Annotated in this window: 25 protein-coding genes, 1 tRNA gene and 1 rRNA gene; 11 read left to right on the top strand and 16 right to left on the bottom strand. The window is 57.5% G+C overall.

Annotated features, from left to right (window positions below; genetic code table 11):
- Positions 1-127: 127 nt before the first annotated feature.
- The 3 genes from ACKXGA_RS12385 to ACKXGA_RS12375 form a co-directional block, all read right to left on the bottom strand.
- Positions 128-1,447: an HlyC/CorC family transporter gene (locus ACKXGA_RS12385; protein ID WP_098923219.1), complete on the bottom strand. Its 1,320-nt coding sequence runs from the start codon at positions 1,445-1,447 to the stop codon at positions 128-130.
- A 306-nt stretch (positions 1,448-1,753) separates the two neighbouring features.
- On the bottom strand, positions 1,754-4,366 hold the full coding sequence (gene clpB / locus ACKXGA_RS12380; RefSeq protein ID WP_423729607.1) for an ATP-dependent chaperone ClpB: 2,613 nt from the start codon (positions 4,364-4,366) through the stop codon (positions 1,754-1,756).
- 237 nt (positions 4,367-4,603) lie between these two features.
- A complete protein-coding gene (locus tag ACKXGA_RS12375; protein WP_423729606.1) occupies positions 4,604-5,746 on the bottom strand; it encodes a trigger factor in 1,143 nt (380 codons plus the stop codon).
- Between the two features lie 280 nt (positions 5,747-6,026).
- On the opposite strand from ACKXGA_RS12375, the gene ACKXGA_RS12370 reads away from it, so the two are divergent.
- The 3 genes from ACKXGA_RS12370 to ACKXGA_RS12360 are packed head-to-tail and all read left to right on the top strand — an operon-like array spanning position 6,027 to position 8,620.
- Entirely contained in the window at positions 6,027-7,199 is a 1,173-nt protein-coding gene (locus tag ACKXGA_RS12370; protein WP_098923223.1) for an NAD(P)-dependent malic enzyme, read from the top strand.
- Between the two features lie 15 nt (positions 7,200-7,214).
- The gene (locus tag ACKXGA_RS12365; protein ID WP_098923225.1) at positions 7,215-8,054 is read left to right on the top strand and encodes a fumarate hydratase; all 840 of its coding nucleotides are present in this window, start codon (positions 7,215-7,217) and stop codon (positions 8,052-8,054) included.
- 14 nt (positions 8,055-8,068) lie between these two features.
- The gene (locus ACKXGA_RS12360; RefSeq protein WP_005936462.1) at positions 8,069-8,620 is read left to right on the top strand and encodes a Fe-S-containing hydro-lyase; all 552 of its coding nucleotides are present in this window, start codon (positions 8,069-8,071) and stop codon (positions 8,618-8,620) included.
- Between the two features lie 96 nt (positions 8,621-8,716).
- On the opposite strand, the gene ACKXGA_RS12355 is transcribed toward ACKXGA_RS12360, so the two are convergent.
- Complete coding sequence (locus ACKXGA_RS12355) at positions 8,717-9,859, bottom strand: ribose-phosphate pyrophosphokinase (protein ID WP_156059949.1); 1,143 nt, start codon at positions 9,857-9,859, stop codon at positions 8,717-8,719.
- A 403-nt stretch (positions 9,860-10,262) separates the two neighbouring features.
- Here ACKXGA_RS12355 and ACKXGA_RS12350 point away from each other — a divergent pair, with 403 nt between their 5' ends.
- Positions 10,263-10,649 carry a metal-dependent transcriptional regulator gene (locus ACKXGA_RS12350; protein ID WP_035395062.1) on the top strand — a complete coding sequence of 129 codons (387 nt, stop codon included), beginning with the start codon at positions 10,263-10,265 and terminating at the stop codon, positions 10,647-10,649.
- A gap of 53 nt (positions 10,650-10,702) precedes the next feature.
- On the opposite strand, the gene ACKXGA_RS12345 is transcribed toward ACKXGA_RS12350, so the two are convergent.
- Together ACKXGA_RS12345 and ACKXGA_RS12340 are read right to left on the bottom strand one after the other, a co-directional pair.
- The gene (locus ACKXGA_RS12345) at positions 10,703-11,053 is read right to left on the bottom strand and encodes a type II toxin-antitoxin system PemK/MazF family toxin (RefSeq protein ID WP_005936458.1); all 351 of its coding nucleotides are present in this window, start codon (positions 11,051-11,053) and stop codon (positions 10,703-10,705) included.
- A 143-nt stretch (positions 11,054-11,196) separates the two neighbouring features.
- The gene (locus ACKXGA_RS12340) at positions 11,197-11,613 is read right to left on the bottom strand and encodes a holo-ACP synthase (protein ID WP_117534600.1); all 417 of its coding nucleotides are present in this window, start codon (positions 11,611-11,613) and stop codon (positions 11,197-11,199) included.
- A 186-nt stretch (positions 11,614-11,799) separates the two neighbouring features.
- Here ACKXGA_RS12340 and ACKXGA_RS12335 point away from each other — a divergent pair, with 186 nt between their 5' ends.
- The gene (locus ACKXGA_RS12335; RefSeq protein WP_005936452.1) at positions 11,800-12,045 is read left to right on the top strand and encodes an IreB family regulatory phosphoprotein; all 246 of its coding nucleotides are present in this window, start codon (positions 11,800-11,802) and stop codon (positions 12,043-12,045) included.
- A 46-nt stretch (positions 12,046-12,091) separates the two neighbouring features.
- Here the strand turns inward: ACKXGA_RS12335 and ACKXGA_RS12330 are convergent, their stop codons facing one another.
- The gene (locus ACKXGA_RS12330; RefSeq protein ID WP_423729605.1) at positions 12,092-13,033 is read right to left on the bottom strand and encodes a tRNA dihydrouridine synthase; all 942 of its coding nucleotides are present in this window, start codon (positions 13,031-13,033) and stop codon (positions 12,092-12,094) included.
- Positions 13,034-13,123: 90 nt separating this feature from the next.
- Positions 13,124-14,056 (bottom strand): cysteine synthase A, encoded by a 933-nt coding sequence (cysK, locus tag ACKXGA_RS12325; RefSeq protein ID WP_005936447.1) that lies wholly within the window; start codon positions 14,054-14,056, stop codon positions 13,124-13,126.
- 283 nt (positions 14,057-14,339) lie between these two features.
- Between cysK and ACKXGA_RS12320 the strand changes: the two genes are divergently transcribed.
- Positions 14,340-14,771 (top strand): RrF2 family transcriptional regulator, encoded by a 432-nt coding sequence (locus ACKXGA_RS12320; protein ID WP_117477394.1) that lies wholly within the window; start codon positions 14,340-14,342, stop codon positions 14,769-14,771.
- 138 nt (positions 14,772-14,909) lie between these two features.
- Here the strand turns inward: ACKXGA_RS12320 and ACKXGA_RS12315 are convergent, their stop codons facing one another.
- From ACKXGA_RS12315 to ACKXGA_RS12300, 4 genes are all read right to left on the bottom strand, one after another.
- Entirely contained in the window at positions 14,910-15,107 is a 198-nt protein-coding gene (locus ACKXGA_RS12315) for a type II toxin-antitoxin system mRNA interferase toxin, RelE/StbE family (RefSeq protein WP_097771795.1), read from the bottom strand.
- A 3-nt stretch (positions 15,108-15,110) separates the two neighbouring features.
- A complete protein-coding gene (locus ACKXGA_RS12310; RefSeq protein ID WP_117536024.1) occupies positions 15,111-15,341 on the bottom strand; it encodes a hypothetical protein in 231 nt (76 codons plus the stop codon).
- Positions 15,342-15,367: 26 nt separating this feature from the next.
- Complete coding sequence (locus tag ACKXGA_RS12305) at positions 15,368-15,808, bottom strand: hypothetical protein (protein WP_423729604.1); 441 nt, start codon at positions 15,806-15,808, stop codon at positions 15,368-15,370.
- A gap of 28 nt (positions 15,809-15,836) precedes the next feature.
- Positions 15,837-15,912, bottom strand: a tRNA-Pro gene (locus ACKXGA_RS12300).
- 203 nt (positions 15,913-16,115) lie between these two features.
- On the opposite strand from ACKXGA_RS12300, the gene ACKXGA_RS12295 reads away from it, so the two are divergent.
- From ACKXGA_RS12295 to ACKXGA_RS12275, 5 genes are all read left to right on the top strand, one after another.
- A complete protein-coding gene (locus tag ACKXGA_RS12295; RefSeq protein ID WP_156075173.1) occupies positions 16,116-17,774 on the top strand; it encodes a glutamine--tRNA ligase/YqeY domain fusion protein in 1,659 nt (552 codons plus the stop codon).
- 24 nt (positions 17,775-17,798) lie between these two features.
- Positions 17,799-17,951, top strand: a complete 153-nt coding sequence (locus ACKXGA_RS12290; RefSeq protein ID WP_005936439.1) for a hypothetical protein — start codon at positions 17,799-17,801, stop codon at positions 17,949-17,951.
- A gap of 63 nt (positions 17,952-18,014) precedes the next feature.
- A complete protein-coding gene (locus ACKXGA_RS12285) occupies positions 18,015-19,091 on the top strand; it encodes a leucine-rich repeat protein (protein ID WP_423729603.1) in 1,077 nt (358 codons plus the stop codon).
- Positions 19,075-20,517, top strand: coding sequence for a VWA-like domain-containing protein (locus tag ACKXGA_RS12280; protein WP_423729602.1), 1,443 nt, complete (start codon positions 19,075-19,077; stop codon positions 20,515-20,517). Before ACKXGA_RS12285 ends, ACKXGA_RS12280 begins: the two co-directional genes overlap by 17 nt.
- A gap of 12 nt (positions 20,518-20,529) precedes the next feature.
- A complete protein-coding gene (locus ACKXGA_RS12275; protein ID WP_423729601.1) occupies positions 20,530-22,068 on the top strand; it encodes an AAA family ATPase in 1,539 nt (512 codons plus the stop codon).
- A gap of 124 nt (positions 22,069-22,192) precedes the next feature.
- On the opposite strand, the gene ACKXGA_RS12270 is transcribed toward ACKXGA_RS12275, so the two are convergent.
- From ACKXGA_RS12270 to rrf, 4 genes are all read right to left on the bottom strand, one after another.
- Positions 22,193-22,861, bottom strand: coding sequence for a hypothetical protein (locus ACKXGA_RS12270; protein WP_423729600.1), 669 nt, complete (start codon positions 22,859-22,861; stop codon positions 22,193-22,195).
- Positions 22,858-23,187, bottom strand: coding sequence for a PadR family transcriptional regulator (locus tag ACKXGA_RS12265; protein ID WP_117477412.1), 330 nt, complete (start codon positions 23,185-23,187; stop codon positions 22,858-22,860). Before ACKXGA_RS12265 ends, ACKXGA_RS12270 begins: the two co-directional genes overlap by 4 nt.
- Positions 23,188-23,371: 184 nt before the next feature.
- Complete coding sequence (locus tag ACKXGA_RS12260) at positions 23,372-24,175, bottom strand: DUF1287 domain-containing protein (protein ID WP_423729599.1); 804 nt, start codon at positions 24,173-24,175, stop codon at positions 23,372-23,374.
- Between the two features lie 561 nt (positions 24,176-24,736).
- Positions 24,737-24,853, bottom strand: a 5S ribosomal RNA gene (rrf, locus tag ACKXGA_RS12255).
- Positions 24,854-24,973: the final 120 nt, after the last annotated feature.

Below are 24,973 nucleotides of genomic sequence, written 5' to 3'. Positions count from 1 at the left end.
TTCTGTATTTTATTCAGTTTAGCACAGTGCAGGGCCGCGGGCAAGGACTTGAATCAAGAAAACGCCGCCGGGCAGAGCCAAAAGCTCCACCCGGCGGCGTTTCACTGTTTCTATCTTATGCTTCCTGTCAGCGGCTCTCCCCGCGCTGTGCAAGGCGGGAGAAGCGCTTATCCTTTTCGTCATCCTTCTCGGCATCCTCAGCCGGGGCGGCGGGGGTCAGGCGCACCTCCGTCACGCGGCGCTTGGCGGTGCGGGTAACAACACCATCGTACTCGCCCAGGGTAAAGCGGTCGCCTACCTTGGGCAGATGGCAGGTCTTTTCCTGCACCAGACCGTTGACGGTATTGGAATCGATATCCTCTTCCTCCGGCAGGTCGAGTTCCTCATACAGATCATCGACGCTGGCAGAGCCGGACACCAGCCAGCTGCCGTCCGACTGCTTGCGGAAGTCCTCAGTGACCTCGTCGTGCTCATCCCAGATCTCACCCACCAGCTCCTCCAGGATATCCTCCAGCGTGATGATACCCTCGGTGCCGCCGTATTCGTCCACAACAACGGCCAGGTGGTGGTGCTGCTCCCGGAGGGTGCGCAGCAGCTGGGAGATCTGCGTGGAACCCGTAGTATACAGCGTGGGCACCACCAGATCATCGATCTTGGTCGCCTTTTTCAGGCGGGCGATATAGAAATCCTTTTCATGTACCACACCAATGATGTTATCAATGGTGCCGTGGTAGACAGGCAGACGGGAGTAACCGGACTCCGCAAAGGTCTGGGCCAGCTCCTCCAGCGGGATATCATCCTCCACAGCCACCACATCCACACGGGGGGTCAGGATCTCCTCCACCTCCACGTCATCGAACTCGATGGCGCTGCGGATGAGCTCGCTTTCCCGGTCGGTCAGTTCGCCGTCGTTTTCAGCCTCGCTGACCATGGTCATCAGCTCACCCTCTGTGATGGTATCGGCCTCGCCGCTGTGGACAAAGTGACCCAGCAGCTTCTTCCACTGGGTGAACAGCCAGGTCAGCGGGGTCATCAGGGCCATCAGGAGCACAAGGAAGGGCGAGACTGCCGTGGCCACCTTTTCCGGCATCTCCTTGGCCAGGCTCTTGGGGGTCACTTCGCCAAAGATCAGCACGATGATCGTCAGCACAATGGTGGACACCGTAGCGCCCCGCTCGGCACCCAGCATCTGGGTAAACAGGATGGTGCCAATGGAAGCGGCGGCGATGTTCACGATATTGTTGCCGATGAGGATGGTGGAAAGCAGCTTATCGTATTGCTCCGCCATGGCCAGCACCCGGGCGGCAGAGGAATCGCCGTCCTCGGCGCGGCTTTTCAGGCGGATCTGATTCAGGGAGGAAAATGCGGTCTCGGAAGCGGAGAAAAAGGCGGAGAAACCCACCAGGATCACCAGCGCTACCCAGAGCGTCATACTGCCATCGTCCATAATAAAGGAAAATCACACTCAACTTTCTGTTTTTTATTAAAGAACGGACTCCCTCAGTCTGCTTCGCAGCCAGCTCCCTCAAAGAGGGAGCCTTGCCGCACGGTCAGCCTCCCTCACCGAGGGAGGTGGCATCGCGCAGCGATGACGGAAGGAGTTCTTTCCTAGGGATACAAAAATGTGCTTTCCACCGTGGCTGTTCCGCGATGAAAAGCACATCAATGTTACTTGTTATAATATCATATTCCGCACCCCCATGCAAGCATTACAGCCGGCACAGAGGTAAAAAACTGGCAAAACTGTGGAAAATCATTTCAGCACAAGGGCATTTCCGTCGTAATCCACGGTCAGGGTGCTGCCCTCGGCATAGCGGCCCTGAATGATCGCCTTGGCGATCAGGGTCTCCACCCGGCTCTGGATGAACCGTTTGATGGGGCGGGCACCATAGACGCTGTCGTAGGCAGAATCGATGATGTAGTCCTTGGCGGCGGTGGTCACGTCCAGATTCAGGTGCTTGCCCTCGTCCATGCGGCTGCGCAGGTCTGCCAGCTGCAGATCCACGATCTTGCGCATCTCGTCCTTGGTCAGGCTCTTGTAGTAGACGATCTCGTCCAGACGGTTCAGGAACTCGGGGCGGAACTTGCTCTTGAGCAGCAAGTCGATCTGATGCTTTGCGTCCTCGCTCAGCTCGTTGGAGCCATTGGCCCGGCGCTGCTCCAGATCGTTCAGGATGATGTCGCTGCCCAGATTCGAGGTCAGGATGATGACCGTGTTCTTGAAGTCCACGGTACGGCCCTGACTGTCGGTGATGCGGCCATCGTCCAGCACCTGCAGCAGGATGTTGAACACGTCGGGGTGGGCTTTTTCCACCTCATCGAACAGCACCACGCTGTAGGGTTTGCGGCGGACAGCCTCGGTCAGCTGGCCGCCCTCCTCATAACCAACGTATCCCGGAGGCGCGCCGATCAGGCGGCTGACGCTGAACTTCTCCATATACTCCGTCATATCGATACGCACCATGTTGCGCTCATCGTCAAACAGAGCCTGTGCCAGCGCCTTGGCCAGCTCGGTCTTGCCCACACCGGTGGGGCCGAGGAAGAGGAAGCTGCCGATGGGGCGGTTGGGGTTGGCGATGCCGGCGCGGCTGCGCAGGATGGCCTCGCTCACCTTGGTCACGGCCTCGTCCTGACCGATGACTCTCTTGTGGAGCACATCGTCCAGGTGCAGCAGCTTCTCGCGCTCGCCCTCCACCAGCTTCTCCACCGGGATGCCGGTCCAGCGGGCCACGATCCGGGCGATCTCCTCGTCGGTCACGCGGTCACGCAGGAGGCTGTCCTCCTTCTTCTCGTTGGCCAACTTTTCCTCCGCTTCCAGCTGTTTCTGCAGCTCGGGCAGCTTGCCGTATTTCAGCTCAGCAGCCTTATTCAGGTCATACTCACGCTGGGCTTTCTCAATAGCGGCATTGGTCTGCTCGATCTGCTCACGCAGGGTCTGCACCTTGCCAATGGCGTTCTTCTCGTTTTCCCACTTTGCCTTCATGCTGCGGAACTTATCCTGCAGCTCGGCCAGTTCCTTTTCCAGCTCATGCAGGCGGCTCTGGCTCAGGGCATCGGTCTCCTTTTTCAAGCTGACCTGCTCGATCTGCAGCTGGGTGATGCGGTGGGCCAGATCATCCATCTCGCTGGGCATACTGTCCATCTCAGTCTTGATCATGGCGCAGGCTTCATCCACCAGGTCGATGGCCTTATCCGGCAGGAAGCGGTCGGTGATATAGCGGTCAGAGAGGGTTGCGGCGGCGATCAGCGCATTATCGCTGATCTTCACGCCGTGGAACACCTCATAGCGCTCCTTCAGACCACGCAGGATGGAGATGGTGTCCTCCACTGTGGGCTCATCCACCTGCACCGGCTGGAACCGGCGCTCCAGAGCGGGGTCTTTTTCGATATACTGGCGGTATTCGTCCAGCGTGGTTGCGCCGATGCAGTGCAGCTCGCCCCGGGCCAGCATGGGCTTGAGCAGGTTGCCCGCGTCCATGGCACCGTCGGTCTTGCCCGCACCCACGATGGTGTGCAGCTCATCAATGAAGAGGATGATCTTGCCCTCGCTCTTCTTGACCTCATTCAGGACGCTCTTCAGGCGCTCCTCAAACTCGCCGCGGTACTTTGCACCGGCCACCAGAGCGCCCATGTCCAGGCTGAACACGGTGCGGTCCTTCAGGTTCTCGGGCACATCGCCGCGCACGATCCGCTGGGCCAGGCCCTCGGCGATGGCAGTCTTGCCAACGCCGGGCTCACCGATCAGGCAGGGGTTGTTCTTGGTCTTACGGGACAGGATGCGGATCACATTGCGGATCTCCTGATCACGGCCGATCACGGGGTCCAGCTTCTGCTTCCGGGCCAGATCGACCAGATCCTGACCGTACTTCTGCAGGGCGTTGTAGGTATCCTCGGGGTTGTCGTTGGTCACGCGCTGGTTGCCGCGCACGGCAGTCAGCTGCTGCAGGAACGCATCCTTCTTGATGTTGAAGGCGCGGAACAGCTCCGTGGTGTTCTGGGTCGGCTCATCCAGCAGGCCCAGGAACACATGCTCAACACTGACGTATTCGTCCTTCATGGCCTTGGCTTCCCGGGCGGCGGCGCTCAGGACTTTATCCGCTGCCTGCGAGATATAGACCTTGTCCGGGTCACGGCCGGAGCCAGACACCCGGGGTAGGGCCGACAGCTTTTCGGCCACAGCAGCGGCAAAGCTGCCCGGGTCCACGTTCAGCTTCTGCAGAAGCTGCGGGATCAGGCCCTGCTCCTGCGAAGCCAGGGCGTGCAGCAGATGTTCCGGCTCCAAAGCGTTGTGCTGGTACTCCACAGCCAGCTGCTGGGCAGCCTGCAGGGCTTCCAGTGTTTTCTGCGTATATTGATTGGTATTCATAGAATCGACCTCCATTCGTACCGGAAGTGTTATTTCAGCAGTCTTTCAGATTGATTGCCATTTCATTTTTAGCACTCTATCTGCTCGACTGCTAAAACTATACTCCAAACACCCCACTTTGTCAATAGGGTTTTCGATGGTACGGCAACAATTCACAAATTGTTTGCAAACAAGACAAAAATGCCGCCCCGGCAGACCCGAAGCGGCACAAGTTCTCTTGATATGGGGGCAGGGCACTCAGCTCACCACTGCGCTTTCCGTCAGCGCATCGGTGACGGCATCCATCAGGGCGACCATGGTGCAGTAGTTCTCACCGTAGGTGCCGGTGTAGGAGGAATAGGTATCGATCTGCTCCTGGGTGGGCACGATGTCCAGTGTCTCGGCCACTGCCTGATAGAGCAGGGCCTCCTTGGAGTAGGTGGTGATGCTGTCGCTCATCCCCTCCAGCAGGGCATCGGCGTTCTCATAGCCAGCGGCGGTCTGCACAAAGCTGTCCAGATCGTAGCCGTAGTAGTTGGCCATGGTGTAGTAGTAGTTCAGGCACTGGTTCACCTGATAATCTGTGACCTCCTTGGGCAGCTCCTTGAAGGTGGAGTTCGCCAGCAGGTCGTCCATGATGGCGTTCTGCAGGTTGGTGTTGTAGAGCATCTTCTGGTAGAGCGCTTTCAGCTCCTCCACGGTGTGAACATCATCGCTCTCGCCGTAGTTCTCGGCCACCCACGCATCGGTCAGCTCGGGCAGGACCTTCTCGCTGATGTAGTTCAGGGTAACGGAGAACACGGCTTTTTTGCCGCTCAGGACAACGGTGTTGCCCTCGAAATCGGTAGAATCGCTGTATCCCTCCGGGAAGGTCACGGTGACATCAAAGGTCTCGCCGGGGGTGTGGCCTACGATCTGATCCTCAAAGCCATCGACGAAAGTACCGCTGCCCAGGGTCAGGCTGTAGCCGCTGTAAGTGCCGCCGCTGAACGCAACGCCATCCACGGACCCGGCATAGTCGATGTTGACGGTATCACCGTCCGCTGCGGCACGGTCCGTCACCTGCTTCTCGGTGGCGTGGTCGCTGAGCAGGCTGTCGATTTCGCTCTGGACCTCTTCCTCGGTGGGCTCGATCTCAGAACGCTTGAAGGTAAGGCTTGCAAAGTTCTCGGGCAGGGTGACATAGTCAAGCGCCTTCACGCCCTCCCAGTAGCCATTCTCGTCCAGACCGCTGCTGTAGGAGAAGTTCTCGTAATCGTAATCTTCCGCGCTGCCGTAAACAGCGGCGGCTGTGCTGGAAGCGGCAGAAGAAGAATCAGCGGACTTGGAGCAGCCTGCTGCGCCCAGCACCAGCGCACCGGCGCAGAGCAGGCAGACCGCCTTTGTGATGATCTTTTTCAAAATAAAGTTCCTCCTGTTGGAACACCGGCATCCCGCCGGGTTCAGATTCGGGTCGCATAGTACAGACCTTATTATAAAGGGCAAAAGTGAAAAAGAAAAGAATTTTGCAGAAATTCCACAAATAGAGCGCCGGGTTTGTCCGACTTTTGCGGGGCACCGGCCGAAAAAGCGGCTTTTCCGGTGGAAATGCCCGCCCGGTTCTGTTAAAATAAAGGAGATACGAGAAACCCCGGCCGCTCCCTTCCGCGGGAAGCGCCCGATACAAACGGAGGAACACCCCATGGATTACAACAAAGCCGCCCTTGAAATGCACGAGACCCACCACGGTAAGGTGGGCATTACCAGCAAGGTGGAGGTCAAGACCCGTGATGACCTGTCTACCGCCTACACCCCCGGCGTTGCCGAGCCCTGCCGCAAGATCAAGGAAAACCCCGACGATGTTTATAAGTACACCTTCAAGGGCAACATGGTGGCCGTTGTTTCCAACGGCACCGCCGTGCTGGGCCTGGGTGACATCGGCCCCGAGGCCGGTCTGCCTGTGATGGAGGGCAAAGCCGTGCTGTTCAAGGAGTTCGGCGGCGTGGATGCCTTCCCCATCTGCATCGATGCCCACGATGCCGCCAGCGTGATCGCGGCCTGCAAGGCCATTGCCCCCACCTTTGGCGGCATCAATCTGGAGGATATCAAGAGCCCCGAGTGCTTTGAGATCGAAGAGACGCTGGAGCGGGAGCTGGATATTCCCGTGTTCCACGATGACCAGCACGGCACCGCCATCGTGGTGACCGCTGCCCTCATCAATGCCCTGCGCGTGGTGGGCAAAAAGATGGAGGACGTGCACATCGTCCTGAACGGCCCCGGTGCTGCCGGTACTGCCATCATCAAGATGCTCATGACCGCTGGCGCAAAGGATATCGTGGCCGTGGACCAGTTCGGCACCCTGTACAAGGGCTGCAACAGCGCCGAGGCCCACAAGAACTGGCTGGGCGAGGTGACCAACCCCCGCCAGATCAAGGGCGGCCTGAAGGAAGCCATCGAGGGAGCCGACGTATTCATCGGCGTGTCCCGCCCCGGCATCCTGACCACCGAGCTGTGCAAGACCATGAACAAGGATGCCATCGTCTTTGCCATGGCCAACCCCACCCCGGAGATCATGCCGGACGAAGCCAAGGCAGGCGGCGTGCGCGTGATGGCCACCGGCCGCAGCGACTTCCCCAACCAGGTCAACAATGTGCTCTGCTTCCCCGGCCTGTTCAAGGGTGCTTTGAGCGTCCGCGCCCGCGACATCAACGACCAGATGAAGCTGGCCGCCGCCTACGCCATTGCCGACCTGATCACCGATGCCGACCGCAGCGAGGAGAACATCATCCCCGGCGCATTTGACCCCCGTGTAGCCGAGGCTGTGGCTGCTGCTGTGGCAAAGGCTGCCCGCGAGACCGGCGTTGCCCGCCTGTAAAGGGAGGAACACGAGATGAGGAACATCTCCGCACAAGCCATCACCGATACCGTAGCCCGGCTCTGCATCGAGGCCAACACCCGCCTGCCGCAGGATGTGCAGGCGGCACTGGACAAGGCCCGGCAGGAAGAGCCCTGGCCGCTGGCAAAGAATACCCTGGACCTGCTGTGGTCCAACCTGAGCGCCGCCAGAGAAAAAGACCTGCCCATCTGCCAGGACACCGGCATGGCCTGCGTGTTCGTGGAGCTGGGCACCGATGTCCACATCGACGGCAGCTTTGAGGCCGCCATCCACGAAGGCGTGCGCCGCGGCTACACCGACGGCTACCTGCGCAAGAGCATCGTGGCCGACCCGTTGCGCCGGGGCAACACCGGCGACAACACCCCCGCCGCCATCACCGTTCATCTGGTGGACGGCGACGGCTGCACCATCACCGTGGCCCCCAAGGGCTTTGGCAGCGAGAACATGAGCCGCATCCAGATGCTCAAGCCCGCCGACGGCGTGGAGGGCTTCCGGAAGTTCGTGCTGGAGACCGTCCAGCTGGCCGGTTCCAACCCCTGCCCGCCCATCGTGCTGGGCATCGGCGTGGGCGGCAGCTTTGACAAGGTGGCCTATCTGGCCAAAAAGGCACTGCTCCGCCCGCTGGATGTTCCCAACCCCGATCCCTACTATGCCGGCCTGGAGCGGGAGCTGCTGACCGCCATCAATGAGCTGGGCATCGGCCCGCAGGGCTTTGGCGGCCAGACCACCTGTCTGGGCCTTGCCATTGAACAGATGCCCACCCATGTGGCGGGCCTGCCCGTGGCTGTGAACGTTTCCTGCCATGTCACCCGCCGCGCGTCGGCCCGGCTGTAAGGAGGGGCTTTGCAATGGAATACAGACTGACCACCCCCTGCACCGCCCAGGATCTGGCCCCCCTCAGGGCAGGCGATACCGTGCTGCTCTCCGGCGTGGTGTATACCGCCCGGGATCAGGCCCATAAGCGGATGATCGAAGCACTGGACCGGGGCGAACCGCTCCCCTTCGACCTTGAGGGCAGCGCCATTTACTACGTCGGCCCCACCCCGGAGCGCCCGGGTGAGGTCATCGGCTCTGCCGGCCCCACCACCAGCGGCCGGATGGATGCCATGAGCCCCCGCCTGCTGGATCTGGGCAACAAAATTATGATCGGCAAGGGCAAGCGGGATGCCGCCGTCAAGGAAGCCGTTGTCCGCAACGGCGCGGTCTATCTGGCCGCTCTGGGCGGTGCCGGTGCCCTGATGGCCAAAAGCGTCCAGACGCTGGAGGTCATCGCCTGGCCCGACCTCGGCTGTGAAGCCGTCCGCCGCCTGACCGTGCAGGATATGCCCCTGACTGTCATCCTGGATGCCCACGGCGGAGATCTGTATCTGGAAGGCCCGGAGGCCTACCGGAACCGCTGAGGAACAGCAGCCCCGGCTTCCGCCGAATGCTGTACATACGAAAAGGAGCTGTACCCCCGCGGGAGTACAGCTCCTTTTGCATTGCATTTTTTCTGATCAGCCGCGCTTTGCCAGCAGAGCCTCGATCTTCTTGATGGGATCGATGATGCTGGAAACAGACATATCGTGGTTCAGTGCCACCACAAAGTAGGCAGCATACTTGGAGACATCCACGTCAACATACCAGTCGCGGGTCAGCAGCTCGGGCTGGCGGTAGGTCAGGTTGGTGCCCACAACGTAGTCCAGCTTGCCATCGGCAACTGCCTGATCGAACTTCTTCAGGCCGCTGGTGAACAGCGGGAAGGTCGCGTTGGCAATGATGCGGGCAGCGCCGCGCTCCTTCAGGTTGCCGGCAACCTCCAGCATGCTCTCGCCGGAAGCGATGATATCGTCGGCGATAAAGACAGTCTTGCCCTCAACGGAATCGCCCAGGTACTCGTGTGCCACAATGGGGTTGCGGCCGTTCACCACGCGGGTGTAATCGCGGCGCTTGTAGAACATGCCCAGATTGCAGCCCAGCACGCTGGAGAAGTACATGTTGCGGTTCATGGCACCCTCGTCGGGGCTGACCACGATGAACTTCTCCTTATCAAAGCTGATCTCAGGGTTCTTCTTCAGCAGGCTCTTGAGCACCTGATAGGTGGGCATTGCATTGTCGAAGCTGAGCAGCGGCACAGCGTTCTGAACGCGGGGATCGTGGGCATCAAAGGTGATGATGTTGCGCACGCCCATGGTCTGCAGCTCCTGCAGGGCCACAGCGCAGTCCAGACTCTCGCGAACCACGCGGCGATGCTGGCGGCCGCCGTACAGGCTGGGCATGATAACGGACACACGGTGTGCCTTGCCGGCCACTGCCTGGATCAGGCGCTTGAGGTTGGCAAAGTGATCATCCGGCGAGAGGTGGTTCTCGTAACCGAACAGGTTGTAGGTAACGCTGTAATTGCCCGGATCGATAACGATAAAGATATCGTCGCCGCGCACAGACTCCCTGACCAGGCCCTTTGCGTCACCGCTCTGGAAGCGGGGGCACTCGCAGGGAATGATAAAGCTATCCTTCTCCACGCCTGCGGACTTTGCCCATTCCACCAGATGCCGGTCGATCAGCTCGGTCAGCTCCTCTGCACCGGGGCAGGCCAGCAGACGCAGGTCTGCCACGCTGGGTTCCTGGAAAAATGCCATCGGATTGATCTCGTTGGACATACTTACAACTCCTTCAATGTTCCTGTTGTCTTGACGATGAAATCAGATGCTGAAAGCGCATATCTGTTCTTATTTTATCACAAAAAACAGATTTCGACACACCTAATTTCTGTCTTGGAGCCATTTTCTGCGGCTTGCACAGCTGTTGTTCAAAAACACGTTGGAGACTGTGAGTTTCACACAAAAAACCTTCCTTTTACCTTCCTCTTCCCTTTCCCCCTGCCTGCTGCCCGGTGGTTCCTGCGCACAAACCCACAAATTTTTCATGTTCAAATCGGTTTGTTTTAACAAACTTTTAGGGATTGCTTGCATCCCCCGGGAGAATGTGGTATTCTATAACAAACCGAACCGACGTGCGTTTTCAGCCCCGGGCCGGGAATCAAGAAGGCAGGAGGCCGATACCATGCAGATCCACCAATCCGCAGAAGATTATCTTGAAACGATCCTGATGCTCAACCAGAGAATGGGCCGTGTCCGTTCCATCGACGTGGTCAATGAGCTGGGCTATACCAAGGCAAGCGTGAGCATTGCCATGAAGAAGCTGCGGGAGAACGGCTATATCGCGGTGGACGGTGAGGGCAACCTGACCCTGCTGGAACCGGGCCGCGAGATCGCAGAGCGCATCTACAGCCGCCACCGCCTGCTGACCCATTTCTTTGTGCAGCTGGGCGTGGACGAGGAGGTCGCCGCCGAGGATGCCTGCAAGGCAGAGCATATCCTGAGTGAGCAGACGCTGGAAAAGATCCGCGAATATGCCCTGCTCCACGACGCGCAGGACAGCGTAAAATAACCGGAATCATCAAAAAAATGAGACTGCCAGGCCTTGGCAGTCTCATTTTTTTGTCAGTAGCTGTCCAGCCCAAGGCTGACATCCAGTGCCTGATTCACCCGGCGCTGATCCTCAGGCGTGATCTGCCCGGCCCGCTCGCGCAGGCGGTGCTTATCCAGCGTGCGGATCTGTTCCAGCAGCACCACACTGTCCTTGGCAAGGCCGGTATCTGCCGCCCGGATATTGATATGGGTGGGCAGGCGGGCTTTGTCCAGCCGGGATGTAATGGCCGCTGCGATCACGGTGGGGCTGTGCCGGTTGCCGATCTCGTTCTGGACGATGAGCACCGGCCGGATACCGCCCTGTTCCGAGCCCACCACCGGCGAAAGATCGGCGTAAAAAACTTCTCCTCTGTGTACCTCCATGGAATCTTCCCTCCCTGATCTTGGAGGATGCGCCCGCTATGTGGTGCGTTTTGCGCATCCTCAGTCGCTCTGCCTTTAGTATGAGCCGACTGCCGGGCCGCTATGCACGCGCGGGCTTATTCCATTGTATGCAGACGAGAAGTTCAGGTTTCCGTTTCCAGGATGCAGTACGCCATGGCCATGCCGTCTTCATGGCTCAGGGAGAGATGTGCCCGCAGGCGGTGTGCTTCCACCCACTGGGCGCTCCGGCCGGAAAAGTGATAGGCCGGTGCCCCGCCGGGCAGGCGGACGGCTTCGATCTCGCAGAGGGAGAAGGGCTCCCGCAGACCGGTGCCCGCCGCCTTGAGGAAAGCCTCCTTGGCCGCAAAGTCCGCCGCCGCGCTGGCCACGGTATGGGCGGTGCGGCGGGCCGTGCCCTCTTCCTCTGCCAGAGGCAGGCCCAGTGCCGCCTGCTCCGCCGGGCCGAACACCCGGCGTGCAAAGACCGCGCCATGGGGGCCCAGCAGGCTCTTTTCCATCCGCGCAATGCTGCACAGGTCGCAGCCGATTCCGTAGACCATGAAAAACCTCCTGAACGGAAAATCCGCTCCGTTCTTTTTACTCAAATTTTCAAAATTTTTTATTCAAAGTGTGCAAATTCCAGCTTGGAATCTTGAAGTCAGCGTTCATTTCGTGTACAATGGGCTATAAGTTCCAATGACCTCTCGGAATGGAATGCGAGAGGGATACCGAAGGGGGTGCATTGCGTGGGCGACGCGACTGCTATTTTTTCGATCCACGACAAAAAGGACTACGAGATTCACGAGATCGTACAGCAGGTGTACGATGCATTAAAGGAGAAGGGCTACAATCCGGTCAATCAGCTGGTGGGCTATATCCTGTCCGAAGATCCCACCTATATCACCACATACAAGGGAGCCCGCTCCCTCATCCGCAAGGTTGACCGTGACGATCTGCTGCAGGCCATGCTCCGCAGCTACCTGAACGTCTGAGCCGTGCTTACACAAGTCCGCTGCCTCGCAGGAGGCAGCGGACTTTTTATTTTGGCCAGCAGGCAAAGATCTGGTTCACCACCGTCTCATACTCCCAGCCTTCCCGGGCCTTGCGCAGGGGCTTTTCCAGTGCGTCGGCCCCATCGAAAAGGTGGATGAGGTAGAACCAGTGGGCCTTCATCCGGCTCACGGCACAGCTGGCCATCCCAAAGGCTTCGGTGTAGCCGTGATAAAGTTCATCATGGTAGCCGCGCAGTTCTTCCCGGGAAGCGGCAGAGCCGCCCACAGCCTTGCGCAGAAGGGCAGGGTCTGCAATGAGGCCCCTGCCCACCATGATGCCCGACAGTCCCGGAAATGCCGCTTCCAGTGCCCGCAGGTCATCCACAGTGGTCACATCGCCGTTGTAGCAGACCGGAACAGTGCAGGCGGGCAGGTAAGCAGCAAAGGCTTCCCGGTCGGCCTGTCCACGGTAGAGCTGTTTCATCACCCGGGGGTGGATGGTCAGCTCGCAAAGGGGGTATTTGTTGTAAACGTCCAGGATCTCCCCGAACTCCTCCGCCCGGGCCACGCCCAACCGGGTCTTGACCGACACCGGCCCGCCTGCCTGCGAAAAGACAGCGTCCAGAAAGGCATCCAGCTTCTGCGGGTCCCGGAGCATCCCGGAGCCCTTGCCCTTGGCTGTCACGGTGCCGGAGGGACACCCGAAGTTCAGATTGACCTCGGTATAGCCCATCCGGCGCAGTTCCCCGATCATCCAGGCCGCAAGTTCGCCGTCCTTTGCCAACAGCTGCGGGATGACCTGCACCCCCGGGTTGGCCGCCGGTTCCAGCTCAGCCATCTTCTTTTTGATGAGTACCCGGTTCTCCGGCGGCGAGAGAAACGGCGCATAGTACCGCACCGGGGCCTCCGGTGCACCGAACCAGCGCTGGTGGGCCTGCCGCCAGATGCGGTCTGTCAGCCCCTCCATCGGGGCGGCGTAGTAGTTCATAACAGTTCTCCTTGGAATTGATGGGTTTATTGTAGCACAAAAAAAGCCGCTGCGCAAAAATTTCTGCGCAGCGGCTTGTGTGGTTACAGCTTATTCAGCAAACAGCGGGGTGGACAGGTAACGGTCGCCGGTATCGGGCAGCAGAGCAACGATCTTCTTGCCTGCGTTCTCGGGGCGCTTTGCCAGCTCCAGCGCAGCCCAGACCGCTGCACCGGAAGAGATACCCACCAGAACGCCTTCCTTGTGGCCGATGAGGCGGCCGGTCGCAAAGGCATCCTCATTGGTCACGGTGATGATCTCATCGTAAACCTTGGTATCCAGCACATCCGGCACAAAGCCCGCGCCGATGCCCTGGATCTTGTGCGCACCTGCAACGCCCTTGCTCAGCACGGGAGAGGAGGCAGGCTCCACAGCCACGACCTTGACATTGGGGTTCTTGCTCTTGAGGTACTTGCCCACGCCGGTAACAGTGCCGCCGGTGCCAACGCCAGCCACAAAGAGATCGACCTGACCATCGGTGTCCTCCCAGATCTCAGGGCCGGTGGTCTCGATGTGCGCCTGCGGATTGGCAGGGTTCACGAACTGGCCGGGGATAAAGGCATTGGGGATCTCCTTTGCCAGCTCATCCGCCTTGGCAATGGCACCCTTCATGCCCTTTGCGCCCTCGCTCAGGACCAGCTCTGCGCCGTAAGCCTTCATCAGCTGGCGGCGCTCCACGCTCATGGTCTCGGGCATCACGATGATGATGCGGTAGCCCTTGGCAGCGGCCACAGCGGCCAGACCAATGCCTGTGTTGCCGGAGGTAGGTTCAATGATCACGGAACCGGGCTTCAGCTTGCCGGTGGCCTCGGCATCGTCGATCATCTTCTTGGCAATGCGATCCTTGACAGAGCCGGCGGGGTTGAAGTATTCCAGCTTGGCCAGAACGGTGGCCTTCAGGTCTGCTTCCTTCTCGATATGGGTCAGCTCCAGCAGCGGAGTGTGGCCAATCAGCTGATCTGCGGAAGTGTAAATCTTGCTCATAGTAAAAGTCCTCCCTCTGCGGGCGCAGAGCCCGGGATGTTATTCTGACGCATTCCATATTTCCTGTAAACCAACATGGTTTGTAGGTTTGATGGTATTATAGTCCTCTTTTCCCCCTTTGTCAATGGAAAAAGCGAAAAAAGCGATTGAAAAGTTACAAACCCTGTTGTATAATAGGTTTGTTAATGAGAAGAGGACAACCCCACCATCCATGCCTGCGCATTGCCGCCCCTGACTGGGCCGCTGGCGCAAAGCGTCTGAGGGGTTGATAAGGAGAAAAGCTATGATCGTTTCAACCAAGGGCCGTTACGCACTGCGCGTAATGATCGACCTGGCCGAACACCAGGCGGAGCGGTATGTGCCGCTGAAGGAGGTCGCCGAACGGCAGGAGATCTCGGAAAAATATCTGGAAAACATCCTGAAGGTGCTGGTGCAGAACGGCTTTCTGGAAGGTCTGCGCGGCAAGGGCGGCGGCTACCGGCTGACCCGCACCCCCGACCAGTACACCGTGGCAGAGATCCTGCTGCTGACCGAGGGCAGCCTTGCCCCCGTGAGCTGCCTTGTGCCCGGTGCTCCCGCCTGCGAACGGATGCCCAACTGCCGAACCTATACGATGTGGAAGGGCCTGAACGACATGATCGCCGACTACTTTGGCAAGATCACTCTGGCCGACCTCGCCGCACCCGATCAGGCGGGGAATGATTATATCATCTAAATGACAGAAACAAAGCCAAAAAGGCACGCTGATCTCAAACGGATCAGCGTGCCTTTTTGGCTTTGCTGCATATTGGAGCACGAAGAATCCCAAACAGCTTCCGGTCAAAAAACGCAAAAGCCCACTTAAAAATCCGCATTATTGGACAGCACAACAGCCCTGCCGCTCGATGATGAGCAACAGGGCTGTTAAGCTGTGGTCTCGGTTCTTTTGTGGCAATGCGTCAGGCACTCGCAGTACATCAACAACTGCTTGCAGCAAATCCATTTTATAATGCCGCTTGATGCAGGTTTTATAATCTTTCTTAAACTGCGTGGAAGTGTTCAGTTTTAACACGGTTTAGCCCTCCGCCGCCAGTTGAGCGAAGAAGTCAGCGGTAGAGCCTTCAAAGTGTTCTCCCTCGCCGGTTCTAATCATGCTGTCCACTTCATCAATCGCCGCTTGTGTCTTGGCGTTGGGAATTTCTGCATCTTTGAGAGCCTTTAAGCTCTGCATATACGCCACCAGATAGATCAAATCACTATCCGGCATCTCGTCCAGCAGGGTTCTTGCCAATTCTCTTGTACTCATGTTGCACCTGTCCTTTCGTATGGATATTATGCGCATTCTTCCACGGCGGTTTTCTCCTCTGACACCGCATGTTCTTTTAAAAACTGTTCCGCTGCCTGTTTCAGAACAGCGTTGGGGGTGGTTCCCGCTGCGGCACAGGCCTCCCGGAACTGGGCCGCAAAATCCTTACGGACCTTACAGCCCAAAATCATCATATGGGCCTTGTCCCACTTGGCATTTGCCTTTTTCTTCGCGTCAGACAGCATATTCAACCTCTTTTCCGGCGGGGCTGTTATAAAATGCCTATCCTGCCCCATAAACAATATAGCACATTTCGTTCTTGTTGAACAGTGTAAAGCTGTACAAAATTCACGGTTTAACTCTGTCTGTTCTGTCAGCAGTTTTTGCGCCAATAACGCACAAAAGACGCACAAACCAGCATTTTCAGAGCATTTATACAACAAATAAAGCCACGATGCAATCGCCATTTCCAGCGCTGTATCGTGGCTTTTATCCTGGTCGGAGTGGCGAGACTCGAACTCGCGGCCTCCTGCTCCCAAAGCAGGCGCGCTACCAACTGCGCAACACCCCGTAAAAATGAATACTACCATACTATACCCTTTTTTTGTGCATTCGTCAAGTGCGTAGAATGCAGAAATCTGCCCGGGGCACCGAAAACCACCCTTACTTTGTATTTTTGCCTTGAAGCAGAGCCAAAAATGGTGTATTATAAAGTGTATTGAAAGAAAGTGTAATTCCGGGCTGCGATGCCCTGAAACCAAGGGGGAAACCACTATGGCAGATAAAAACTTTTTGACGGAGATCATCGACGCTGACCTGGCCGAGGGTAAGATCAGCGAAATCCATACCCGCTTCCCGCCGGAGCCCAACGGCTACCTGCACATCGGCAGCGCCAAGGCCATCTACATCAACTGGTCCATCGCAAACCAGTATGGCGGCAAGTTCAACCTGCGCCTGGACGACACCAACCCCGCCCGCGAAGGTGAGGAGTATGTCAACAGCATCATTGAGGATCTGCACTGGCTGGGCGCTGACCCCAACGGCGGCATCTTCTATGGCAGCGATTACTTTGACAAGTGCTACGAGTACGCCGAGAAGCTCATCTTGGAGGGCAAGGCCTACGTGGACGACCTGACCCGTGACGAGATGCGCGAGTACCGTGGTGCCGATGCCGGCAAGCCCAGCCGTCCCTCTCCGTGGCGTGACCGCACCCCGGAGGAGAATCTGGACCTGTTCCGCCGGATGCGTGCCGGTGAGTTCCAGGAGGGTGAAAAGACTCTGCGCGCCAAGATCGACCTAGCCAGCCCCAACATGAATATGCGTGACCCGGCCATCTACCGCATCAAGTATGCCGAACACCACCGCCAGGGCAATAAGTGGTGCATCTATCCCATGTACGACTTTGCGCATCCCATCCAGGATGCCATTGAGGGCATCACCCACAGCATGTGCAGCCTGGAGTTCGAGAATCATCGTCCCCTGTACAACTGGGTCATCGAGAATATCTTTGGCACCGAGTTCCCCAAGCAGCGCGAGTTCGCCCGCCTGAACATGACCAACACCGTGATGAGCAAGCGCTACCTGCGCGAGCTGGTGGAAATGGGCATCGTGGACGGCTGGGATGATCCCCGGATGCCGACCCTGTGCGGCCTGCGCCGCCGCGGCTACACCCCCACCTCCATCTTCACCTTTGTCCGGGAGGCCGGCATCTCCAAGTCCGACAACCTGATCGACATGCGTCAGCTGGAAGCCTGCATCCGCAGTGAGCTGGACCTGACCGCCCAGCGCCGGATCGCCGTACTGGACCCTGTGAAGCTGGTCGTGGACAACTACCCCGCCGACAAGACCGAATTCTTTGAGGTGGCCAACAACCCCAACCGCGAAGCCAACGATGCCTCCACCCGCAAGGTCGCCTTTACCCGCGAGCTGTGGATCGAGAGCGAGGACTTTGCTGAGGTGCCGCCCCCGAAGTTCAAGCGCCTGACCATTGGCGGCGAGGTTCGTCTGATGGGCGCTTACATCGTCAAGTGTGAGAGCGTGGAGAAGAACCCCGACGGCAGCATCGCCGCCATCCACTGCACCGCCGACCTTGAGACCGGCAACGGCAACCCCGCCGATGGCCGCAAGGTCAAGGGCACCATCCACTGGGTCAGCGCTGACCACGCTGTGGATGCTGAAGTCCGCCTGTACGACAAGCTGTTTACCGAGGCCAACATGAACGCCATCCCCGAGGGCAGCGACTACAAGGATTACCTGAACCCCGAGAGCGTTGTGGTGCGCAAGGGCTGCAAGCTGGAAGAGAGCCTGAAGGATGCCAAGCCCGGCGAGAAGTTCCAGTTTGTCCGCACCGGCTTCTTCACCCCGGACAGCAAGAACCCCGGCGTGTACAACCGCGTGGTCACCCTGCGCGACAGCTTCAAGCCTGCAAAGTAAATCCTTTCAAAGGAGTACAAACAGATGAAAAAGCATCTGATCCGGAATGCGATCCTGATGGCTGTTGCCACCCTCATTATGGGTGTGTTCCTCAGCCTGTATATTGCCAATACCGGCACGGTTCCAGCTGCCGACAATGCGGCCGCCTCTACCGCTTCTTCACAGGCCGCACAGTAACCGCATCCCTCCCAACTGCTGCACGGCTCTTCCCGTGCAGCAGTTTTTTTGTTAGGAGCCCCTATGTTTATCGATATCATCCCGTTACAGAAGAACACCGCCCGCCTGACCCGTGTTTACGGCGACGCGCCCTGTGCGGCCCTTCCCGCAAGCGTACCGGGCCCGGAGGGCGGGGTGCTGGCCATCACCGAGCTGGGGGACTACTGCTTCTCCGAGAAGCCCAGAAGCCTGCCCGGGGCCGATACGCTCTGCCGCTATGAAGTCAGCCCGGACGGCACCTGCACCCTTGTGCAGGCCTTTGGCCGCGACCTGACCGGACGGCATGGCCGCTACGACCTCGACTTCGGGAAAGAGCCTGCTGCCCCGGAGGAGCTGCACCCGGTGTGCGGCAATTTCGTGGAGGAGATCATCCTGCCGGACAGCCTGCAGGTCATCGGCAGCTGCGCCTTTTACAACTGCCGCAGGCTGCGGCGGCTCAGTGTGGGAGCCGGAGATCTGACCGTGGGCAGCGACGTGTTCCTGAACTGCTTTGCGTTGGCAGACCTCCTTGTCCGGGCCGCTCCCGAGGAAAAGACCGGCCTGTTCGCCCTTGTGAACAACATCACCGAGGCCGTGCGGGCAATGTTCTGGCTCCCGGGTGAGGCGCGTCCCCGGGCAGGGCTATGGTACCCCGCCTACTGGGAGGACGTAGAAGAAAGCCCCGCCCACATCCTGCTTCACACCTTTTCGGGGCAGGGATATCATTACAGGCAGTGTTTTCTGGATGGAAAAATCCTTTCCGCAGAATATGATGCCATCTTCCCGGACGGCCACGCCGCCGAGGATCAGGGCGTGGCGGCTATGCTCTGCTTCGACCGCCTGCGCTGGCCATGGAACCTGACCGAAAAGGCAAAGGCCCCCTACCGTGAATTTCTGGCCGCTCACACCGGCCTTGTGCTCCAGCGCCTGCTGAAGGCACAGGATACCGACAGCATAAAGGATCTGCTGGCGCTGGATGTGCTGGATGCTGCTGCCTTTGCTGAGGGCGCGGCACTTGCCGCCAAGGCAGACAACGCAGCTGCCGCGGCGCTGCTGGCCGACGCAGAGCACAAAAAGAGGGGTTCCGCCCCGAAGAAGCGGAGGTATGATTTTGATTTCTGAAAAAGAGAAATTCTTTGACCCCCGCAAGCCCTTTGCATCCAAACGGCCTGAGACCCACGAGGAGTGGCAGGCCCGGATGGGCGGCGAGGTGCTGGCTGTGGTGCGCAGCGGGCTGTACCTCGACTTCCGCTTTCTGGATATGGCTCTCAGTGCCCTGACCCCGGTACCGGACGAGCGGTGCGGCGTGCTGGCCACAGACGGCGTGAACCTCTATTATCAGCCCAGCGCCCTACTGCGGCTCTACCAGGAGAACCCAAAATATCTCAATCGGTTGTATCTGCACACGGTATTCCACTGCGTATTCCGGCATCTCTGGCTCAAGGGCAAGCGGGATGCCCGGCTGTGGAATCTGGCCTGCGATATTGCCGTGGAGAATGTGCTGGACAGCCTGAATCGTTCCAGTGTCAAGCGCCCGCTGACCTGGGTGCGCCAGAACGCCTACGCCGCCATTGCCGCAGAGGGCAGGGTGGTGGCCGCTGCCCCGGCTTACCGATGGCTGGCGGGCCAGACCCCCGGCATTCTGCGCCAGCTGGAGCGGGAATTCTACACCGATGACCACCGCCTGTGGCCCAAGGATGCCCCCGAGCAGCCCCAGCAGATGCCCATGCCCCTGCCCCAGAAGACGTGGCAGAAGATCGGTGAGCGGATGCAGACCGAGCTGGACCTGCGGGACAAGGAAGCCGGTGACGGTGCCGATGCCCTGAAGCAGCAGGTCAAGGCCGCCAACCGCAGCCGCCGGAGCTATCAGGATTTCCTGCGCCGGTTCTGCGTGACCCGGGAGGAGGTCCACCTCGATCCGGATGAGTTCGACCTGAACTTCTACACCTACGGCCTGTCGGTCTACGGAAACATGCCCCTGATCGAGCCGCTGGAGACCCGGGAAAGCAAGAAGATCGAGGAGCTGGCGCTGGTCATTGACACCAGCTACTCCACCTCCGGCGAGCTGGTACGGGCCTTTCTGGCCGAAACCTATACCCTGCTGAAAGGGCGGGAGAACTTCTTTCACCGGATGAACCTGCATCTCATTCAGGCAGACAACGCCATCCGGCAGGATCTGCTCATCCGTAACGAAGACGACCTCATCCATGCCATGAACCACTTTGAGCTACGGGGCGGCGGCGGCACCGATTTCCGGCCTGCCTTTGAATATGTGAACCAGCTCTGCGCCGAGAAGAAGTTCTCCCACTTGCGGGGCCTGCTCTATTTTACCGATGGCATGGGCACCTACCCGGCCCGCCGCCCAGCCTACGACACCGCGTTCCTGTTCCTGGGCGAAAAATTCGACGATGCCAACGTTCCCCCCTGGGCCATGAAGGTGGTTCTGGATGAGGATGAATTTTCAGGGCCAACGGCCCGGGCCGCATCGGCACTGGCCGACGCGCTGGCCGAAGAGGACGACCCTTACCGTGAATTGAACAACTCGTGAGGATGTAAACTTATGAATATCAAACGCGCCAAAGAAGAGATCGAACACACTGTCAAAGCCTACCTGGCCAAGGACACATTGGGCGAATATGCCATTCCCTCCATCCGGCAGCGCCCCATCCTGCTGATGGGCCCTCCGGGCATCGGCAAGACCCAGATCATGGAGCAGGCCGCCCGGGAGTGCGGCGTGGCACTGGTGGCCTACACCATCACCCACCACACCCGCCAGAGCGCCGTGGGCCTGCCCTTCATCCGGCAGCGCCATTATGGCGACAAGGATGTCTCTGTGACCGAATACACCATGAGCGAGATCATTTCCAGCGTCTACGCCAAGATGGAAGCCACCGGTCTGAAAGAGGGCATCCTCTTCATCGACGAGATCAACTGCGTTTCCGAGACTCTGGCCCCCACCATGCTGCAATTCCTGCAGTGCAAGACCTTCGGCAACCAGGCTATGCCTGCCGGCTGGGTCATCGTGGCGGCAGGCAACCCGCCGGAGTATAACAAATCCGTCCGCGATTTCGATATCGTCACGCTGGACCGTGTCCGTCGGATGGACATTGAGCCCGACCTGCAGGTATGGAAGGATTACGCCCGCACAGCCCACATCCACAGTGCCATCCTGAGCTACCTCGATCTGCATCCCCAGAATTTCTACCAGATCAACGCCGACGTGGACGGCACACAGTTCGTCACTGCCCGCGGCTGGGAGGATCTGTCCAACCTGCTGGACACCTATGAATCGCTGGGCCTGCAGGCAGATGAAGCGCTCATCCGGCAGTATCTCCAGCACCAGAAGATCGCAGAGGACTTCTCTGCCTATCTTGATCTCTATTATAAGTATCGTGATGACTACGGCGTAGAGGAGATCCTGGCCGGTCAGGTCAAGCCTGCCGTTTATGCCCGCCTGCTCAATGCACCGTTTGATGAACGGCTCTCGCTGGTCAGTCTGATCCTGTCCGGTCTGAACACCCGGTTCACTGCCTCCCGGCAGGCCGATGCCGTCGCCGATGCCTGCTACGCCTTCCTGAGGGAGGCCAAACAGGGCTTTTCCACCCTGCCTGCAGACATCCCGGATGGGGAGCTTACCCTGTTCGCTCAGATGGTCACGGACTATGATGCCGAGACCCAGCGCCAGCGTGCCGCCGGTCTGCTGAGCCATGACGCGCTGAATACCCGCCTGCAGGTGTATGCCGCCCTCCGCAGCTGGGATGCGGAGCTGCGCCGCGCCAATGCGGTGAGCACACAGCCCGCCTTTGACCTCCTGCGCACACAGTTCCAGTCCCTTGCCGAGGCCCGGGATCAGGCACAGGAAGCCGCCAGCGCCGCGCTGGAAGCTGCATTTGACTTTATGGAGAACGCCTTTGCCGAAAGCCAGGAGATGGTGGTGTTCGTCACGGAGCTGACCTTGAACCCTGCTTCCCATGCTTTCATCACCGAAAATGGCTGCGACCGCTATTTCCGGTACAACAAAGACCTGCTGCTCGACCATCGCAAGGCCGCGCTACAGCAGGAGCTTACCGCCGAGGACCGCCGCCACGGAGGGCAGTAAGCACCCATCATCCATGAGAAAAGAAGCGCCTCATCCGGGAGAGGATGAAGCGCTTCTGTACTTTGTTAGGGTCAGGAATAAGCTTGTTTTCCATAGCCCGGCAGACGTACATCATAAAGAGGATTCAGATACGTTCTCTCAAGCGTTCATCTTTGCCATACCTCCAAAATTTTATGCCATACAACCCCGCACCCAGCAGGAGACTGAAAAGGGCATAGGGCAAAATCGGCAGGCGCAGCAAAACAAAAGCTCCAGCGATCCGTGTAAAAAATGCACCTGTTGCATACAGCACTGCAATATAAAGCACCAGCCAGCCGCAGTATTTCAGACGATGCTTGCTTGGCGGAAACCCCGCCTGCTCCATCATTCTCCGGAACAGCCAGCAAAAAGCAGTTATGCAGACCACAAGCTGCATCAAATACCCAAGTGAGAGTTCAAACACCCAGTCCGGAACCACCGGATACAGCAGCAGACCCCCTATCCCCCAGCAAAAGAAGAAATACAGTGGTGCCACAAACCAGAAATAATCTCCAGTCCTCAAAGTTTTAAGGCTTGGCTTAACCTCCTCAGCAAAGGTTTTTGCATCCTCAATCACGTTGAATAGTTCCTGCCCATTCTCATTGGCCTGCACCGCCATATCGATCAGGTCACTGTATATCAGCTCTACGCCGCACTCATCCCAACTGGTACGCCGCAGATATCGAATAACCTCTCTGATTTGCTCCTGGCTTTTGCTGTTGAGCAGTTTTACGCGCAGACGGTTCGCTCTTCGCAAGGTGAAATAGTTATTCATCTTCTATCCTCCCGAAAAATCTTTTCTACCAAACCGCACAGTCGGTTCCATTCCTGTTGAAAATCCAAAAGAGAATCCGTCCCCTTTTCGGTGATCACATAGTACTTTCGGCTTGGGCCCTTGGGAGAAGGTCGCCGCTCCACTGTCACCTTCTCCTGCTGCTCCAGGCGTAAAAGCAGCGGATACAGCGTGCTTTCGCTGATCTCTGCAAAACCGACCTGTTTTAACTGCATCACTATTTCATAGCCATAGGTTGGTTCTTTTTCAATCAGCCGCAACACGCAATATTCCAATACACCCTTTAGCAGCTGTGCATTATTTTCCAATCCGCTTCCTCCTTTCTATCTACTATGCAATGCGTTGTAGCTTATCTATATTGTATTACATAGTAGTCAGTTTGTCAAGCAGTACGCTATGCGCGGTTTGAACAAACTATATCTTCGCATTTCGGTAATACACAACAAAAAAGCCCTGAGACTTTCATCTCAGAGCTTTCACTTAAGTCAGCGACTACCTATTTTCACGCGCCGTTTCCAGCGAACTATCTGCAGAAGCCCGTATCGTAACCGATATACCGCCCAATAAAGTATGCCCCCCTGCTGCATTGTGCATAACCGTGCAGTAGGACCGCTTTTTATTTTGAAATTCGTAATGACCCACGATGTCAGTTCGTTTTTCCAGAATGTCCTGCTCGTAGGCCATCTGCCATGGATCATTGTGGTGAATGATATAGGGCACTCCATTTTTATTTCGTCGGTCGGACACGATGCCGATATGTCTTTCGAAGATTACAATATCGCCACCCTGCCATGCTTCTATTTCTGAGACATCTGTGGTCAGGGCAACTGCTGTGTGTGAAAAAAATATATTCAGGTTTCGCACCCGCCGGAAGTCTATGTTTGCATCCGGCTCGGCTACCATATAATCTTGTGGGTGTACCCGGATATCCGCGTCCACAAGCACTTGTAGATCATATCCGGCATATTTCAACGCATAAGCCACTACATCAGTGCACACTCCGTAATTATCGTCAGGATAGCCGTTCTCATAGTAGCGGCTTTTGTATTTTGGATGTGTACTCACATAGGCCAGTGCACCGTTCAGAATATCTAACTGGTCATCTACACCGTCATCATCCCGATCCTCGCTACTATGAAGCTGCGGTATCTTGCCCTTATAATCGTCCTCCGGCCTGATTGCCGAGGTATGCTGGTAATGTGTCTGCACATAAAATACAATACTGCAAAATACAAAAAGTACTATTATTATCGCATAATACATTGCTGAATCTTTGCGTGTCATGTCCGAACGCATATTCTCACCCCTTTCTGTTCTGAGAATACCAGTTTTTAGTCCAGTCTGCAACCCTCTAACATATATTCTTTCTCGGAAAATGGTAAAAACAAACCCCCAAGGAATCTCTTCCTCAGGGGTTTCATGTAAGTCGGCGGACTACATCTATGCCGATTTATTTATGATGGTTTGGTTCACCGGGTTCTGCATGATGACCAGAGTGGTGAGAAGAGGTGGTAGTCTGAACCGAATCATCCGCAGCCTTATCGTTGGTGCTGCAACTGCACAGCACACCCAGCATCAGAACAACCGAAAGCAGTACAAGTATTGCACGTTTCATAATTTAATCCTTTCTGATTTCCTTTCTTCTGTCTAATGTTGAATAAGCGGATTCGAGGTCACTAGATAACACATCATTATAGAATGGGATTGGTCAACCAGCATCCTCAATATCATCATAACATAATGTACAAAAAAATCAAGAAAAAATAGAAACTTTTGGCAATTTCTTTGCCAGTGAAAGAAAGTACCGCACCAAAACAACAAACCCCTGAAGAATTTCTTCCTCAGGGGTTTTGTTTAAGTCGGCGACTACCTATTTTCACGCGCCGTTTCCAGCGAACTATCTTGGGCACGAGTGAGCTTAACTTCTGTGTTCGGAATGGGAACAGGTGGAACCTCACCGTCATCGTCACCGACCAATATGACTGGTTCAGTATAACATTTCTATTCTACTTTGTCCAGTGTTTCTTGAAGGACGTGCCTTCAAAACTGAATAATCACTGCTCACATTTTGTCATTGACTTGAGAATTCAAGCG

The organism is Faecalibacterium hominis (ex Afrizal et al. 2022), from assembly GCF_049545105.1.
GTDB classification, from domain to species: Bacteria; Bacillota; Clostridia; order Oscillospirales; family Ruminococcaceae; genus Faecalibacterium; species Faecalibacterium duncaniae.
This window is presented reverse-complemented; position numbering and strand designations above follow the sequence as displayed.

Coding starts and splice junctions, on each gene's coding strand:
- ACKXGA_RS12385 (WP_098923219.1), bottom strand. CDS start 1,447: ATGGACGATGGCAGTATGACGCTCTGGGTAGCGCTGGTGATCCTGGTG.
- clpB (WP_423729607.1), bottom strand. CDS start 4,366: ATGAATACCAATCAATATACGCAGAAAACACTGGAAGCCCTGCAGGCT.
- ACKXGA_RS12370 (WP_098923223.1), top strand. CDS start 6,027: ATGGATTACAACAAAGCCGCCCTTGAAATGCACGAGACCCACCACGGT.
- ACKXGA_RS12365 (WP_098923225.1), top strand. CDS start 7,215: ATGAGGAACATCTCCGCACAAGCCATCACCGATACCGTAGCCCGGCTC.
- ACKXGA_RS12360 (WP_005936462.1), top strand. CDS start 8,069: ATGGAATACAGACTGACCACCCCCTGCACCGCCCAGGATCTGGCCCCC.
- ACKXGA_RS12355 (WP_156059949.1), bottom strand. CDS start 9,859: ATGTCCAACGAGATCAATCCGATGGCATTTTTCCAGGAACCCAGCGTG.
- ACKXGA_RS12350 (WP_035395062.1), top strand. CDS start 10,263: ATGCAGATCCACCAATCCGCAGAAGATTATCTTGAAACGATCCTGATG.
- ACKXGA_RS12345 (WP_005936458.1), bottom strand. CDS start 11,053: ATGGAGGTACACAGAGGAGAAGTTTTTTACGCCGATCTTTCGCCGGTG.
- ACKXGA_RS12340 (WP_117534600.1), bottom strand. CDS start 11,613: ATGGTCTACGGAATCGGCTGCGACCTGTGCAGCATTGCGCGGATGGAA.
- ACKXGA_RS12330 (WP_423729605.1), bottom strand. CDS start 13,033: ATGAACTACTACGCCGCCCCGATGGAGGGGCTGACAGACCGCATCTGG.
- cysK (WP_005936447.1), bottom strand. CDS start 14,056: ATGAGCAAGATTTACACTTCCGCAGATCAGCTGATTGGCCACACTCCG.
- ACKXGA_RS12320 (WP_117477394.1), top strand. CDS start 14,340: ATGATCGTTTCAACCAAGGGCCGTTACGCACTGCGCGTAATGATCGAC.
- ACKXGA_RS12310 (WP_117536024.1), bottom strand. CDS start 15,341: ATGAGTACAAGAGAATTGGCAAGAACCCTGCTGGACGAGATGCCGGAT.
- ACKXGA_RS12305 (WP_423729604.1), bottom strand. CDS start 15,808: ATGGCGATTGCATCGTGGCTTTATTTGTTGTATAAATGCTCTGAAAAT.
- ACKXGA_RS12295 (WP_156075173.1), top strand. CDS start 16,116: ATGGCAGATAAAAACTTTTTGACGGAGATCATCGACGCTGACCTGGCC.
- ACKXGA_RS12290 (WP_005936439.1), top strand. CDS start 17,799: ATGAAAAAGCATCTGATCCGGAATGCGATCCTGATGGCTGTTGCCACC.
- ACKXGA_RS12285 (WP_423729603.1), top strand. CDS start 18,015: ATGTTTATCGATATCATCCCGTTACAGAAGAACACCGCCCGCCTGACC.
- ACKXGA_RS12280 (WP_423729602.1), top strand. CDS start 19,075: ATGATTTTGATTTCTGAAAAAGAGAAATTCTTTGACCCCCGCAAGCCC.
- ACKXGA_RS12275 (WP_423729601.1), top strand. CDS start 20,530: ATGAATATCAAACGCGCCAAAGAAGAGATCGAACACACTGTCAAAGCC.
- ACKXGA_RS12270 (WP_423729600.1), bottom strand. CDS start 22,861: ATGAATAACTATTTCACCTTGCGAAGAGCGAACCGTCTGCGCGTAAAA.
- ACKXGA_RS12260 (WP_423729599.1), bottom strand. CDS start 24,175: ATGCGTTCGGACATGACACGCAAAGATTCAGCAATGTATTATGCGATA.